Here is a 15,510-nt window from a genome sequence, read left to right as displayed (position 1 = left end):
CGTCCATAAAAAAATCCGATATCAGTTACCTGATACCGGATTTTGAAGCCTTGAAAAGATCGGTCAACCGATCATTAAATTCTTAACTGATCGGCATTACCTTAGCATGGGCTCTTTTTACTACAGCAATTGAATTTGCTTTTTTAGCCCCCACTGTACTTTGCTTACAGACAACAATCACTGCTTCTTACTGCGAATGGAACTCTGGTGAATACAACCTTTAAACGCTTTTACCCCTCTACATTTGCGCCTTTCCTCATGGCGTGGGTATTGTCGTATCTGGTTGTTAGTACCGGGTTTCAGCCACCTGATGTAGCGAGTAATGCCGAGGTAACATCACAGTCACCACTTGCTAAGTTTGTTCATAACTCGCAAAGCTACTCTCTGCGATTTAACGCCAGCAAGCTGACGGACAACAACAGTGAGCAGCCTACCGATGCCGATCTCTTAGGGTTAATACCTGCTTCGTTGCACTCGGTTTATACCGGCCTTTTTGCTGTCAATACACGTTCAGCAGACGTTCCTTTTCAGTCACAAAAGTGGGTTAAACCAAGCCCTCGCGCACCACCCTCTATCCTGATTTAACAACTCATATGCGTCAACGTGGGGGCACACCTGTTGTGTTCTTAAATTTGGCGACCTTAAAAACATTATTATTCAGGATTCTAAAATGGCACGATTTTCATTTCGTGGCTTTGTGTATGTGCTCATCGTTATGCTCGGTTTACTGAGCGCTGCGCCCAACATATTGCCACAATCAATTAAACAGCAGTTACCTACGTGGTACACCACTTCCACACTATCTTTAGGCTTAGATTTGCAAGGTGGTTCGCATCTGCTATTAGCCGCAGACACCAACGCCTTGTTTGAAAAGCAACTCAATAGCTTTTCGAGTGACTTACTTAGCGAATTGCGCAGTCAAAACGTGCGCTATACAAAGACGTCTCATTCACTCACTCATAAAGATAGTCGTTCTGGAAGTATCGTCTTTACATTGCGTAGTGCAGATGATGCGAGAAAGGTAAAAGACACCGCATATCAAATTTCCGCTCAGCCAAATGGTTCAAGTGCACTTGATGTAGAGATAAAGCAAAGCACCGTTACCCTTACGCTTAACGAGCTATATACCGAACAACTGGTTAAAGACACGTTAAGCCGAAGTGTTGAAGTAGTTCGAAAGCGTTTGAACGAAACGGGGCTTACTGAGCCTAGCGTTACGCTACAAGGTAAAGACGCCATTTTAGTTCAGATGCCGGGTATGTCTGAGCCCACTCAAGTTAAAAAATTATTGGGCACTACCGCACAAATGACTTTTCACTGGGCCGCGAATAGCCAGTCTGAGCAGGTTATGAATAAGCAAGATGCGGCGGGTAATACCTATCGCTTAGAGCAAAAAGTGGCGCTAGAAGGTGAGCATATTACTGATGCGGCAGGTGTCTTAAGTAGTGAAAATGGCCAGCCAGTAGTGACGTTCCGATTAGACAGTGCAGGTGCCAAGCAGTTTGCCACTATGACACGTGACAACATCGGCCGTGTGCTTGCTATCGTCCTTGACGACAAAGTGGTTACAGCCCCCGTTATTAATAGCGTGATCCCAGGTGGTCGTGGCGAAATAACCGGTAACTTTACATTGCCCGAGGCGGGCAACACCGCATTAATGCTTCGCACTGGTGCGTTACCTGTGCCACTTACCATTATAGAAGAACGCACGGTGGGGCCAGATTTAGGCAGCGATGCAATTCAAACCGGAGTGGAAAGCGGCGTGGCAGGCGCGTTACTGGTATTGGCATTTATGGTAGCGATTTACGGCAGGTGGGGCGCTATCGCAAGTTTTGCTCTTTGTATCAATATGGCGTTGGTGTTTGGCGCATTAACCCTGTTTGGCGCAACACTGACGTTACCGGGCATTGCAGGTTTGATCCTAACCATGGGCATGGCGGTCGATGCCAACATTTTGATTAATGAACGTATTCGTGAAGAAAGTAAAAAAGGTCGTCCGGCAGCCAGTGCAATAGAAGTGGGTTTTGATAAAGCGTTCGCGACTATTGTGGATTCAAACTTCACCACACTAATAGCGGTAAGTTTGTTGTTTATGTTTGGAAGCGGCCCTATTAAAGGGTTTGCAATTACAATTGCCCTTGGTCTGGTGTCTTCGGTATTTACTGCTGTAGCCCTAACTAAAATGTTAATGCTAAGAGTGGTTAAGTCGAAGCACAAGAATACGCAAGATCGCGCGCAGCAGCGCGTTCCTTTGCGCTTTTCATCACCGCTTTTGCGGTTAAGCGATAAGCTTAGCGGTATTAATTTTCTGGCAAAGCGTAAAATTGCACTCGCTGTTTCGGTAGTGCTAACAGTGCTTTCAATCGGCTTGTTTGCTAAACCTGGCTTACATTATGGTGTCGACTTTACCGGTGGCACCATGATTGAGTTGACCGCACCAACCCTTACTACCGATGAGCTAAGGAATGTGATTGAAAGCAATGGCTTTGATCAGATAGCAATTCAAGAATATGGCAGTGAACATCACTATTTATTGCGAGCACCTGTTCTAGATAGCAGTGGCGAGCTTGAAAATAGCAACGCAAAGCAGACTGACGCACTAAAGCGTGCGATTTCGCAAGCCGACAGTGAGGTAAGTTTTGATAAAATTGATATGGTTGGACCCAAGGTCAGCGGAGGCTTTGCCGAGCTATCCATTCTAGCATTGCTTATCGCAGGTGGCGGCATGTTGGTGTATCTGTGGGCACGCTTTGAAGCGCATTTTGCGAGCGCAGCGCTGCTAACCGTGATACTCGATTTAACCAAAACCATAGGCTTTTTCGCGCTTACGGGCATCGAATTTAACTTAACGGCTGTCGCAGCACTTTTGGCGCTCATTGGTTACTCTATAAACGATAAGGTGGTGGTGCTTGATCGCATCCGTGAATTATTGCGTTTAGACCCAAACAAGCCATTGGCAGATACTATTAATGAGGCCGTGAACAGCACGCTAAGCCGCACGGTGTTCACTTCCGTTACCACGCTGTTGGCGTTGTTACCAATGGCTATTTTTGGCGGTGATGCAGTAGAAAGTTTTGCAGTCCCTATGGTTTTTGCTGTCGTGATTGGCACGTCATCGACCTTGTTTATCACCTCTACGCTGCTGTATTTGTTGGGCAGCAGAAGAGAGAAACAAGGTAAAGCGCAGTTAAAGCCTACTGCAGAAGAGATTAAGGCTTCGTTGTCGCACATCCCTTAGGCGGCACAAGTTCCTTAACCCCAATACCTCAGCGGGCTCTTGTACCTCAATACATTGGTGCAAAAACGCGGTAAGGTAGCAGTATTAACAGGAACCCTTGATGCTCTCACGCATACCCGAATAATTTGCGTGAGAGCATCAAGGGCAATAAGGAACGTATAATGTTTGCAGTTGATCACATTATTTTACTCAGTGCAGTGCTTGCCATTTTGGGCGTACTGGCCAGTAAATTGTCCCCGCGCTTTGGCGTACCTGTTTTAGTTTTATTCCTTGGTGTAGGTATGTTGGCTGGAGAAGATGGTATCGGCCGAATCTTCTTCGATAATGCTGATGCTGCGCATGCCATTGGTACATTTGCGCTTATTCTCATCCTATTTGATGGCGGTCTACAAACGTCAAAAAAGTCCATAGCGCAGGCGTGGAAACCCGCCGCGTTGCTCGCCACTTTTGGCGTAATTGGTACGGCAGTGGTCACCGGTATCGCCGCTATGGTTATTCTCGATTTACCGCTTTATAAGGGCTTATTGCTTGGTGCTATTGTAGGGTCGACAGACGCCGCAGCAGTATTTTCTGTTCTGCGCAACGCTGGTATACGCATTCCTTCAAAAATAAAATCCACACTAGAGCTGGAAAGTGCGTCGAATGATCCAATGGCCATATTCCTCACAATCGGCCTTATTACGCTTATTCAAGACAGCACCACTAAGCCAGTTGACTTACTTTCGCTGTTTGCCAGTCAAATGGGAGTGGGAGCGATAGTGGGCCTTGCCATCGGCGGTATTGCAGTATGGCTTTTCAGACGCGTCACCTTAATGGCCATCGGTTTGTACCCGGTATTTGTGATGTTGTTTGGTGTATTGTCTTTTGGCCTTGCTGCGAACTTAAATGGCAGCGGCTTTCTCGCTACCTTTATTACGGGTGTTATCGTGGGTAACAGCCGCTTTGCTTATCAGCGTAATACGTTTGTGTTTCTGGATGGGCTGGCCTGGCTTGGGCAAATTGCTATGTTCGTTATCTTAGGTTTGTTGGTAACGCCCACCGAGCTGTTTGTTAATTGGAAAGAAGGCCTTTTAATTGCGTTTGTGCTTATTTTTATTGCACGTCCGCTGGTGGTTATGCCTATTTTATTGCTTTCAAAATTCTCGTTCAACGCATCGCTGCTTATATCATGGGTGGGTTTACGCGGTTCGGTGCCAATTATACTCGCTATATTTCCGCTAATATTCGGCATGCCATACGCCGAGCTCATTTTTAATGTGGTGTTCTTTATCGTGCTTATTTCTGCCTTGTTGCAAGGTTCCACCTTACCTTATGCGGCGCGTAAGTTAGGCTTAGTGTTGGACGATGAAGTAAAGGAATCGAGCACGCTGGAGATTGTAAAAGTCGCTAAGAGCAAGCGCGAGCTTATAGAAATAGAGGTTTCGAAGTTATCGCCAGCACTACATAAAACCATTAGCGAATTAGCTCTTCCCGATAATACGGTAGTGGCGATGATTGCCCGTGGTGAAGAAACCCTTATACCTAAAGGAAGTACCAAAATAGAAATGGGCGATCAAATTTTCATTATCACCAAACTGCTCGATAAAAGTGCCGTTGAGCACTGCTTTTACAGCGAGCAGGAATAGGGTGCTATTGTAGGGTACTTCATGTAGAATGCGCCGCGGAGTTGGCCAGGCAATCGCCGCTTTCGTAAGAAAGGGGAGGAAAGTCCGGGCTCCAAAGGGCAGGGTGCCAGATAACGTCTGGGCGGCGTGAGCCGACGACAAGTGCAGCAGAGAGAAGACCGCCTAAGCATGTTTACATGCCGGTAAGGGTGAAAGGGTGCGGTAAGAGCGCACCGCACCTCTGGTAACAGAGTGTGGCAAGGTAAACTCCACCCGGAGCAAGACCAAATAGGATCCCTCAACGTGTGGCCCGCATGGGGATCGGGTAGGTTGCTTGAATCAGTGAGCGATTGCTGATCTAGAGGAATGGTTGCCCACGACAGAACCCGGCTTACGGCCAACTCCACTCTTTTCCTAAAAGAAAGTGAAGCCTCTACCTGAAGGGATATTTCCTCAGGCAGAGACATTTATCACTCTTTACTGAAAGAAATAGCGGAACGTCGCACCAATGGTGCGTGGCTGGTTTACCGTAAATCCAAGTCGAGCTCGTCCACCACGTTCTCTATCAAAGGATAGCTGGGCGTTTTCGTCGAACAGGTTGTTTGCATACAGTAATATTTCATAGTCATCGTAGGTAAGACCGAAGCTCATATTAAGCGTGCCGTAGTCGTCTAACAACAAGTCTAATTCCGTTGTTTCTGCGCCAGTGGCACCGCCAAAGGCAAGGCCTGAAGTGAATATACCTGCGCCTGCAACTTGGTCACTAGGCTGGGTTATACGGTCTCCCACGTACTGGTAAGAGCCTTGGAAATAGGTGCTGTTTGAAGAGAATAAAGGCTGCGCTAAATCGTAGGTAAATGCGATGGCAAAGCTCTCTTCAGGTACTGAAGCTAGGCGGTTACCGTCTTCTACGCCACCTAGTACCGCACCATCACCATCAACAACGGTTGAATCGAACTCGGCTTCAATGATACTACCCGTTAATGAGAAAAAGAGCTGGTCAGTAAACTGACGCGTAAGCTCAAATTCAATACCTTGGGTGTGGGCGTCCGGCACGTTAAATGATACACGTGACGAGCAAGAACCAGCATCCAATGTAACCTGAAGATCTTCAATATCGTTATAGAAAGCCGAGATGTTAGCTGACCATCCACGACCTGATGATTTCATACCGATCTCATAGTTGGTGAGCTTTTCATCGTCATAGTCTTGGAACGAACCAAAGATTGCTTCATCTTGGTCGGTACACAGGCTTCTATTTAGCGGGTCATTTACACCGCCAAGTCTAAATCCTTGAGACACCTGAGCATTTAAGTTCACGTTTTCGTTTACGCTATACTGGCCGATAACGCGAGAAGTAAAGCCATCTGATTCTGTAGAATCGGTCTGGTTGTCGCCGTTGGCAAATAAGCCCCCAGAGATAAACTGACGCTCTTCTTCATAATCGTAAAAACGAGAGCCCACGGTCATTTTAAAGTCATCGTTCACTTGATAGTTCACTTCACCAAACACAGCAAGCTGCTTCAAGTCGTATGGTAAATAGGCGTTGTAGGGAGAATCAGCTTCAAAACCATTGGCAACCGCTGCTGACGTGCCTTCACCTAAGGTGGCGTCGGTAAATGCGTCGTACCCAGGGGTAGGGAGTGATTGGTCGTAAACACGCTCTGTAGAAGAGTAGAAAGCGCCAACTAGCCAGTCTAGCGCGCCATCGCCATTGGATGCGGCGCGAAGCTCAAAGGTATCTTGCTCTACTTCCGTTCTGTCTAATAAGTTCGACGGTAATAGTACGGCTTCATCAGGAAAACCTAAGTCGATACTTACTGAGCCCGAAAGCGCGCTGGCATCACGACTTACAAGAATATCGCGGTCGGTATAGCTATAAACAAAGGTAAAATCAGCAACGTCGGCTTGATATTCAGCAGTTACGTCAGCAATCAAGGTATCGTCAGAGAAGCCTTCTTCAAGCAGCAGGTACTGTTCTCGTTCACCCAATTGAATAGCTGGGCGGGTCGTTGTGTAAGGGTTAGCAAACACATTATACACTTCCTGTCTGTTAAACCCGTTCATTTCCAATTCTTGGAAGATAAGTCGTGGTGTAATCGTGAGCTTATCGTTGGGTGCGATAATGAAAGCTACGCGTCCGCCAGTTCTATCGCCGTCGTTAACGTCTTCGCTAAACGCGCCGTTTTCACCTAACGCATCTATAAAGCCTGCGTAATCAGTGCGGTATACCACCGCGCGCATGGCAATGGTGTCGGAAATAGGTACATTTACCATGCCCTTAACGTGACCGCCCACGCCACCGTCTGTCACACTATTAAGATTAGCTTCAAACTTACCTTCAAAGGTATCTAACTCGGGCTGATTGGTGATGTAGCGAAGGGTTCCGCCGATAGAGCCAGATCCAAAAAGCGTACCTTGCGGACCGCGCAGGGTTTCAATGCGGTTAAGGTCGAAAAGGTCGAGATCTGGAGTAAATAAAGACAGCGAGATCACGCTTTCATCGAGGTATACGCCGACCTGCTCCTTAACGCCTGGTTGGTCTCGTACAATTTGACCCGCTGAAACGCCACGCATAGATACTTGGCTTTGGCCTGGTCCTAAGTTCTGAATTGATACGCTCGCCACGTTTCTTACGACGTCTTCTAAGTTTCCTGCACCGCTGCGTTCAAAGTCTCGCTGCGTTTGTGCGTTGATTGAAAAAGGAATGTCTTCAATGGATTCTGCACGCTTTGTTGCAGTTACTATGATCTGCTCAAAGTCATCGTCATCCTTTTGTTGTGTGTCCTGCGCCATTGCACCGGAGCTAAGCAGCCCCATAACCGCAACGCTAAGTGTGCTTCGTCTAAACGACGATTTTTCTATTTTAAACATAAGTCCATCCAGGTTGGTTGTTTCTATTTTGTTATCAGGTAAGGGCGTAATGTGGCAAAAAAGTTGGGTTATTTCCATAACTTGCGAAACAAATATTTCATTTTTTGTTGTATCTAATGCGGTACGTTTTTCTTGTTAATTTAGTGTTAATTGTAAATGTGTGGGGAATGTGCGTCTAAAAGGTCAAACGAAGCGTCTATCTGGCTAATTACAAAAGCAATAATCTAAGTATCATCTTTATGAGAGAGGTGTTGACCCTAAGAGCAAAAATGACTGGGCGATAAAAGCAAGCGGCAGCAAGCGGTTTATATCAGCGTCACAATAAAAGCTGATGGGTTAATTAGAAAGTACAACATGAAAGCATTGTTCAACAGTTAAAGCTAAAAAGGTGAGTAATAGAGTGGAGAAAGCAGTGAATACAAGCGATGTAGTAAAAGGGATATTAGCAATTGTTATCGCAAGCTTTCTGTGGGGGACAACAGGCACTGCCGCTCAGTTCGCTCCAGAAATCAGTCCTCTGGCAATCGGTGCCTTTGCAATGGGTATAGGTGGTGTATTGCTTTGTGTTAGTGCCCGAAAATCACTGGTAAAGGATGCACCTATTCTTTTTTCTACACCACTGACCTTTCTGTTTGGCAGTGCATGTGTTGCAATTTATCCGCTGGCCTTTTACAGCTCAATGCGTTTGTCAGGCGTTGCCATAGGCACCGTGGTTTCTATCGCCAGTGCACCACTATTCGCTGCGCTTTTAGAGTACTTTTTAAGTAAAAAGCCCGTGTCTTTAAAATGGTTTATTAGTTTTGTGTTTGGTGCGTTCGGGATTGGCATGTTAGCCATGGGTAAGGCACACGACGCAATGGCGTTGTCAGCATCTAAAGATGATCAGGTGTTCGGCGTTCTATTGGGTTTAATTGCAGGTTTAACTTACGCTGGGTACTCATGGGCTGCGAAGCAACACATTGACGCTGGCGCAAATTCAAAATCTGCCATGGCCGGACTTTTCGGTTGCGCTGCCGTTGCTCTGTTGCCTTCCCTCTGGTTTACCGGTCAAAACTTGTTTACTAACACTATCCACATTAGCGTTTCACTCTATATGGCTGTGGTGCCAATGTTTCTTGGTTATTTGCTATTTGGCTATGGTCTTCGCACCACCGAAGCGAGTAAAGCTACGCTTATTACGTTAATTGAGCCACTGGTTGCGACACTTTTCGCTATTTTTCTGATTGGTGAAGTATTCAAGCCGGTGGGATGGGTTGGCATGACGCTGGTGTGTCTTTGCCTTTTAATCCAATCGATAAAATTTCCATTTGCTTTAAAGCGCTATGGCAAAAAAGCAACGGCGTAATGTTGAAACCGCGTGTGGCTTATAATGAAAAGTCAGAATACTTGTTAAGTATTCTATCAATTTGACCCGTTTGTTTTAATTCAGCAATGGCGCGGTTAATGGCGGGGAGCTTATCTTTATGTCGATTGTGAACACGCAACGCCATTTGGCCTGCCGTATGGATGGGGCCCAGCGCTATTTTTACGTTGTGCATTGAAGACCAGTAACGCGCCGCTGCTTCCTCCATTATGATGACATCTATCCGTTTCATGCCAAGGGCTAAGATAAGGTTACTCTCGGCTTGAAAGTCCATTCTGACGAACTTATCAGAATCAAAATACACATAGCCGGAGATCATCCCTACGGTTTCACCGTAGATAGAGGCGACGGTTTGGTATCGGCTATGGTTTTCAGGCAGAGTAATAAAGTATTCTGTGATGTCTATAATGGGATCTGAGAAAGTGAAGTCGCCCGCGGGCTCATCTTTAGACAGCCAGCTTGGACTGAAAAAGTCGAAATCAAGAGCGCCTGTTTTAAATGCAAGCATGGCACGTTTGGTAGAGAGCATGACTTTTTCTGTCTTAATACCTGCTCTATTCATAATAAGGGGAAGGATTTCAACTAGAATACCGGCCCTATCTGCGTCGACAGCATTTTCGTACGGGATAGAGCTGCCTGACGTTCCAAGATTATATCGCAGTACTTCATCGGCAGTCGCGCCACCGCCAAAAAGCGAAACGTTAATCAATAAGATAAACGAAACAACTTTTTTGATGTGTTGGGCTAGTCTCGCTAAGGCGTTCACTCAAGATGTTCCACTTCAATAGATTAATGAACGGCGCTTTCTTCACTATTTCTTTCAATGCTTGCCCAATGCTCAACTTTGTCGATGAGGTCAATAGCATCAAAAGGTTTACTTAGGTAATCGTCCATTCCGGCGTTAACGCAGCGCTCTTTGTCACCTTTCATGGCATTGGCGGTTAGTGCGATGATCGGCACGTTTAAATAGCGTTCTCCGGCCTCACCATTTCTTATGCGTTTAGTTGCTTCAAAGCCGTCCATTTCCGGCATTTGACAGTCCATCAAGACAACATCAAAGGTCACTTTCATTTTGTTCAACGCTTCAAGTGCCTCTAGGCCTGATTTGGCACTCAATGTAGTGTGGTTATTTAGGTGCTGTTTAACAATAACCTGATTAATGTCGTTGTCTTCGACAATTAATACTTTGCGTTTTTTCCCTTTTTCCCGCTTCACTCCTGAGGAGTGGTGAACTGGCTTAAGCAGGGCTTCGTCGGCTTGTTCAAGCATAATAGTGAAAGAGAACGTGCTTCCGTGACCTTTAACGCTCTCGAGTTTTATATCGCCGCCCATGAGTTCGCATAATTGTTTGCTAATAGAAAGGCCAAGGCCTGTTCCGCCGAATTTGCGAGTTGTAGAAAGGTCTTCTTGGGTAAAGACATCAAAGATTGTACTTTGCTTATCTTGTGCGATACCAATGCCGGTGTCTTTTACGCTACATAAAAGCTTAAGGCTGTTATCTGCGTTTTGCTGAATGCTGGTGGTGACTTCAATGCATCCACTGTCGGTGAACTTCACGGCATTACCTAACAAGTTCGAGAGTATTTGTCTAAAGCGTACATCATCGCCTTGTACAACGTGAAAGCCTTGTAAATCAAAGTGAAAATGTAGCGCTAACCCTTTTTCTTGGCACATAATCGCGTACTGACTTTGAAGGTTTTCAAGCGACTCTAAAATGTCGAATGGGTTTTCTTCAATTTGCAGTTGGCCTGCCTCAATTTTAGAGAAGTCCAAAATATCATTTACGATATGTAAAAGGCCTTGGATACTAAACTTAGCAAGAGACAGGTAGTGCTTTTGCTCCTCAGTGAGTTCAGAGCTAGCCATTAACTGCAAAACACCAGAAATACCGTGTATTGGCGTGCGTATTTCATGGCTCATACTAGCGAGGAAGCTCGATTTAAGACGGGCAGACTCTTCCGCTTTTTCTCGCGCATCCTGAAGATACTGTTCGGTTTGTCGTTGTTGAGTAACGTCCTGTTGAAACCCGATATAGTGAGTGACTTCACCATTTATTTTTACCGGCGTTAAATTCAAACGATTATAAAAGGCGCTGCCGTCTTTTTTATAGTTGAGCAGCGTCGTTTCAATAGGCTCGCGCACTGCAATAGCCTTGCGGATTTGGTCAACTGTCTGCTTGCTGGTTTCATCGCCCTGCATCGACCTGCAGTTATGACCGATTATTTCTTCACGACTGTAGCCTGTAAGCTCTTCAAAGGCACTGTTTACGTATATTATTGGTTGGCCGACGCGCTTAATGTCCGAAATGATGATCGACACCGTTGCTTCATCCATAGCGTGAGTGAGCACTTTAACGTGACTTTCAAGAGAGCGTTGTTCAGTTTCGTCGCTACCAACATAGATATCACCACGAATATTACCATTAGCATCGGCCAGTGATGTTTTAGTCCAATGAACAAACCGCTCTTGGCCGGTTGATACCGAAAAGTGTGTAAGTTCATTGCTCTGTGAAGAAGCAAGCTTTTGCATAATGAACTTCAAAATACCGTTCTTTTCACCGTACTGGTCATGACAAAAATCGTCGAAGCGCTTGTTAGAAAGCAAAATTTGCTTGTCCTGGTCGACCACAACAAGCATGTCGCCCATTGATTCTAATACATTGGAAAACTGTTCGTTCGACAGCGACACTTCAGTCAAATCCCAAATCAATTTGTCGAAAGCTTCTCTAATATCCGCTAGCTCTTGTGCTTCAACTTCATTATCAAGGCGAAGTGAAGTCGATTCATCGCTGTTTAGTCGATTCTTAATGTCATTGTACAAGGTCGAAAGTGTGCGTTCGGCAAGCGTTCCCGTCATGCTAACCATATGCAAGATGATAAACACAACGCCAACAATCATTGCCAACAATACAATTCCCGTCCACGCGGCTTCTCTGTATGCGGTGATGGTAGGTTTAACACTGTACAACGTAAGATTTTGCCAATCAGCCTGTTTTATTGAGTAACCGCTGTCATCAAAATCAGAAAAGGACGAGTTTGGTGCAATGAGTGACGGCTCACTGCTAAAAAGCACATGACCGCTAGAGTCAGTAACAAGTTGATTAGTAAGTCGAGGGTAGGGCGCTAGCAAAGACTGTAAGCTGTCCACATACATAACAAGTGCGCCTTCAGCGACGCCTCTTAATAACACCGGAACGCTTATTAACACGCCATACTGAGACACCGAAAAAAAAGTATTTGACGAGCCCAGCGTTTGCTGACGCCAAGCGCTGCTGAGCGATTCAGGAATAACCGCATTCCAGTTTTTATCTATTACCCGGTTTCCAGCGAAATCAAACAGCGCAAATTCTACACTTTTTGCCTGCGTTAGGTTTAGCGAGCGGAAAAACATGGGTAAATAATTATCCCGCTGCTCAAAATCTACCAGCGAATTAATAATAATGTCATTGGCTGCCAAATCTGCCAACTGCCTTGTGGTGTCACTGACGATGTAATTGATGTCTTGTTCTAAACCATCTACAGACTGCTGTTGAAGCTGATCGGTTTGCTTAACAATGAAATGAAATGAAAGTGCAAATAGTATGATAGACAGCACCGCGACGAGTAAAACCAGTCGCGGTAGCATGCTTGAAAGCAGAAGAGCGCGTAACCTTGGGGGCTGCTGCATCATTGCACGCCCGTTGTTACCAAGTGACCTTTTTCGTTAAACGTAGCCATAAAATAATCCTTTGCCCAGAGTGCATCGTGTCTGTCCTCTGAAAATGGAGCTGTGTAGTGCTTCACTGCACCTTGCACATTTTGAAGAGACTCTAGCGCAGCGCGTAATGCGTTTACTTCTATACTACCAGCTTTCGCGGCAGCTGCCGCGATTAAATGAGTTAAATCATAAGCATGAGCCAAACCTGTCACACCACCAATCGCAGTCGCATTCACCAAGCCATACTTACTATAATAGGCTTCTAACAAGCTTTTTGCCTTGGTATTTTTCTGGTGGTTGAAGTGGAAGGTTTGAAGTACTGACACATTGTAGTTAGCGATGGGCTTAGCAAGTAAAGAGGCGAACTGACCCGACGCGACTCCCCAATGCGACACAACAGGGAGAGAGGCGATGCCTTGTTTTGCCATCTCATCGAGTACCACAACACCTTCAGGAACGTTAGTAACAAGAATAATCGCTTCCGCTTTCGCGCTTTTTATTGCCGCGATATCCTCAGAAAAGTCTTTCTGCTGCCAATTTATCCAATGGGTTGCTGTTATATCAATATCATTATTACTCGCAGCTTGTGTTAATGATTCAAGGTTTGAGCGTCCCCATCCTGTTCTTTCCAATACCAACGCGATGTTTGATAGCCCCATATATTTGACGTGATTAATCAGGACCGACGCTGCTTCAGCGTCGCGTACCGACACGCGAAATATGTTATTCGGTGAGTGCCCGTTGTCGATAATAGGCGTCCCCGCTGCCCAAGGAACCAACATCAAAATGTTTTTTTCGTGTATTGGGTCGACTTCAGCGAGAACTACAGGTGTATGAACGCCGCCTACTACCGCAAGTAAATTGGGAGTTTGGGAAAATTGCTCAATGTTATATACACCTCGAGCTGGGTTGCCGCGATGGTCTTTCGCAATAACTTTTATTTGACGACCTAGAATCCCACCAGCGGCATTTATTTCGTCGACGGCAAGCTCGACCCCTCTTGTAATAGCGATGCCACCTTCAACAGCTAACGCTGAAAGATCGGCATCAATACCAATCACCAGAGGCTCCGTTGAACTTAATGCTTTACTTGCAGTAAAAAATGAAAAGACACAAGCCAGCGAGAGAAAGATAGAAAGTGCACGCATGAATAGGCTACCTAAATGTTAACCTTAAAAGTGTATAGCAATGTGTTCAGTCTTTTAGCGTAAACATCTTATCCTTTAGTATAAGTTTGATGCTTTTTTAGAGCTTTTACGAGATTTTTGAGCGCTGGCTACGGGGTGGTGTACTAAACAAGAGCGCATTAATTGTGGCACGATTCTACTATTAGCTTATATTTCGAGAAGAGTGGTTGTACGTTTGCTAAACGGTGTTCGACGCTGTTTAGTTGTTCCTCTGGTGACGAGGTAGCAGTAAAACCGCCTGATAAAAATGGTTTGCGGATGTTGCAAGCAAGGATAAACAGCGGTTTGGAGCGTGAGTGCGAAAAAATACCCTGCCAACAATAATAGACATTGAAGCAAGTGGATTTGGCGCAGCGAGTTACCCTATTGAAATAGGTATCGTGCGCTATGATGGTGCAAAGTGGTGTAAGCTACTTCGGCCCTTTGATTCGTGGGTCCACTGGGATCGAAAAGCGGAGTCACTGCACGGCATAACGCAACAAATGCTGCAAACGCGGGGGGAAGACCCGCGTAAAGTATGTATTGAGCTAAACCACTTGCTGGGAAATACGGTGGTTTATAGTGACGGTTGGGTGGTAGATAATCCTTGGCTAATTAAGCTTTACGCCGCAGCGCAGATAGAGATGTCTTTTACCTGTAGAGCCCTTGAATATATTCTGTCCGAAGCCCAAATGAATCAATGGCATGATGTTAAAAATCGCCTTGCAAGGCAACTTGATGTTAAGCGTCATAGAGCAAGTTCTGATGCATTGGTTATTCAACAGACTTACGCGAAAACTCAATCTCAATAATAGCGTCGAAGCTATTTGGCACGTTTAACAAGTGAAGTATGAGTTCGACATGTGCACCTGCAGCGCATGACTCAATTAAAAGCAGGCCTTACCTAAAATAAGTAATTCACACCCAAAGAAAGGGCCATATTTTCTTCATCCCCAACTTGTCGGTGCTCAATTTCTACCGCCATGTTTAACCCTTCACTTTTTCCTAGAAGCCAGCCAAGCCGGGTGAACGTGCCAACATCATGAGGCAAATAGAGCCACTCAGCATAATGCAGAAAGGCGGTATTATTTGTTTTGTAGGTTGCATAGACCTTTTGCGGAACCCAAGTATCGAAACGACGGCTAGCGCTGAACATGCCTTGGGAGCCAGCTGGATACGTATAGCTGTTGTCGTATAAATAAGTTTCGGTAGTAGATTGAACGCGGTACATACTATTTAGCTGCCACCGGGCTATTTTCTTGCTTTTGAACTGAATAGGACTGTAGTTGATATCATTCGTGTCCGCGATTACAGGAGCAGCCGTCATAGACGCAGCCAAAGTAAGTGCCAGAAGAATACCAGTAACCACATTCATGGAAGGGCCCAAGTTGTTGTTATCATAGCTCGTAAATAACTAGGAAATACAAGCAACAGTGTGTTCGTTTGATAAGCATAGCCGCAAAAAATAAATGATGAAAATATTCTTCACCACTTTTTATATGCCAAATTAATTTGGCTTGCTCGCCATCCCCCAATAAAAAACGCCGCGAGTTCATATAACAGCTTTAA

10 protein-coding genes and 1 other RNA gene are annotated in these 15,510 nt (G+C 45.5%); 6 read left to right on the top strand and 5 right to left on the bottom strand.

Translation table 11 applies throughout. From position 1 onward, the window contains the following. Positions 1-207 precede the first annotated feature (207 nt). The 4 genes from MHN09_RS05430 (at position 208) to rnpB (ending at position 5,251) form a co-directional block, all read left to right on the top strand. Positions 208-585, top strand: a complete 378-nt coding sequence (locus MHN09_RS05430) for a hypothetical protein (protein WP_239239508.1) — start codon at positions 208-210, stop codon at positions 583-585. An 85-nt stretch (positions 586-670) separates the two neighbouring features. After that, positions 671-3,238 (top strand): protein translocase subunit SecD, encoded by a 2,568-nt coding sequence (gene secD / locus MHN09_RS05425; RefSeq protein WP_239239505.1) that lies wholly within the window; start codon positions 671-673, stop codon positions 3,236-3,238. A 161-nt stretch (positions 3,239-3,399) separates the two neighbouring features. Beyond that, positions 3,400-4,863: a potassium/proton antiporter gene (locus tag MHN09_RS05420; protein ID WP_187446901.1), complete on the top strand. Its 1,464-nt coding sequence runs from the start codon at positions 3,400-3,402 to the stop codon at positions 4,861-4,863. Between the two features lie 37 nt (positions 4,864-4,900). Further along, positions 4,901-5,251: RNase P RNA component class A (gene rnpB, locus MHN09_RS05415), an RNA gene on the top strand. Positions 5,252-5,319: 68 nt separating this feature from the next. Here rnpB and MHN09_RS05410 read toward each other — a convergent pair. Beyond that, positions 5,320-7,716: a TonB-dependent receptor gene (locus tag MHN09_RS05410; RefSeq protein ID WP_239239503.1), complete on the bottom strand. Its 2,397-nt coding sequence runs from the start codon at positions 7,714-7,716 to the stop codon at positions 5,320-5,322. Positions 7,717-8,116: 400 nt separating this feature from the next. Here MHN09_RS05410 and MHN09_RS05405 point away from each other — a divergent pair, with 400 nt between their 5' ends. Then, positions 8,117-9,061, top strand: coding sequence for an EamA family transporter (locus MHN09_RS05405; RefSeq protein WP_239239501.1), 945 nt, complete (start codon positions 8,117-8,119; stop codon positions 9,059-9,061). Positions 9,062-9,080: 19 nt separating this feature from the next. Here MHN09_RS05405 and MHN09_RS05400 read toward each other — a convergent pair whose 3' ends face one another. From MHN09_RS05400 to MHN09_RS05390, 3 genes are read right to left on the bottom strand one after another with little or no spacing between them, the layout of a single operon-like run. Continuing rightward, on the bottom strand, positions 9,081-9,845 hold the full coding sequence (locus MHN09_RS05400; protein WP_110288453.1) for a transporter substrate-binding domain-containing protein: 765 nt from the start codon (positions 9,843-9,845) through the stop codon (positions 9,081-9,083). A 23-nt stretch (positions 9,846-9,868) separates the two neighbouring features. Beyond that, complete coding sequence (locus MHN09_RS05395; RefSeq protein ID WP_239239499.1) at positions 9,869-12,748, bottom strand: ATP-binding protein; 2,880 nt, start codon at positions 12,746-12,748, stop codon at positions 9,869-9,871. Then, complete coding sequence (locus MHN09_RS05390; RefSeq protein ID WP_239239497.1) at positions 12,745-13,923, bottom strand: ABC transporter substrate-binding protein; 1,179 nt, start codon at positions 13,921-13,923, stop codon at positions 12,745-12,747. Before MHN09_RS05390 ends, MHN09_RS05395 begins: the two co-directional genes overlap by 4 nt. Before the next feature lie 335 nt (positions 13,924-14,258). Between MHN09_RS05390 and MHN09_RS05385 the strand changes: the two genes are divergently transcribed. Continuing rightward, complete coding sequence (locus MHN09_RS05385) at positions 14,259-14,753, top strand: exonuclease domain-containing protein (RefSeq protein ID WP_239239495.1); 495 nt, start codon at positions 14,259-14,261, stop codon at positions 14,751-14,753. 92 nt (positions 14,754-14,845) lie between these two features. Here the strand turns inward: MHN09_RS05385 and MHN09_RS05380 are convergent, their stop codons facing one another. After that, a complete protein-coding gene (locus tag MHN09_RS05380) occupies positions 14,846-15,316 on the bottom strand; it encodes a hypothetical protein (protein WP_239239493.1) in 471 nt (156 codons plus the stop codon). Positions 15,317-15,510 lie beyond the last annotated feature (194 nt).

Origin of the sequence: Alteromonas sp. MmMcT2-5 (assembly GCF_022348315.1) — a bacterium.
Classification (GTDB): domain Bacteria; phylum Pseudomonadota; class Gammaproteobacteria; order Enterobacterales; family Alteromonadaceae; genus Alteromonas; species Alteromonas macleodii.
The sequence above is the reverse complement of the archived record's forward strand: the minus strand, read 5'-3'. Positions and strand labels throughout refer to the sequence as shown.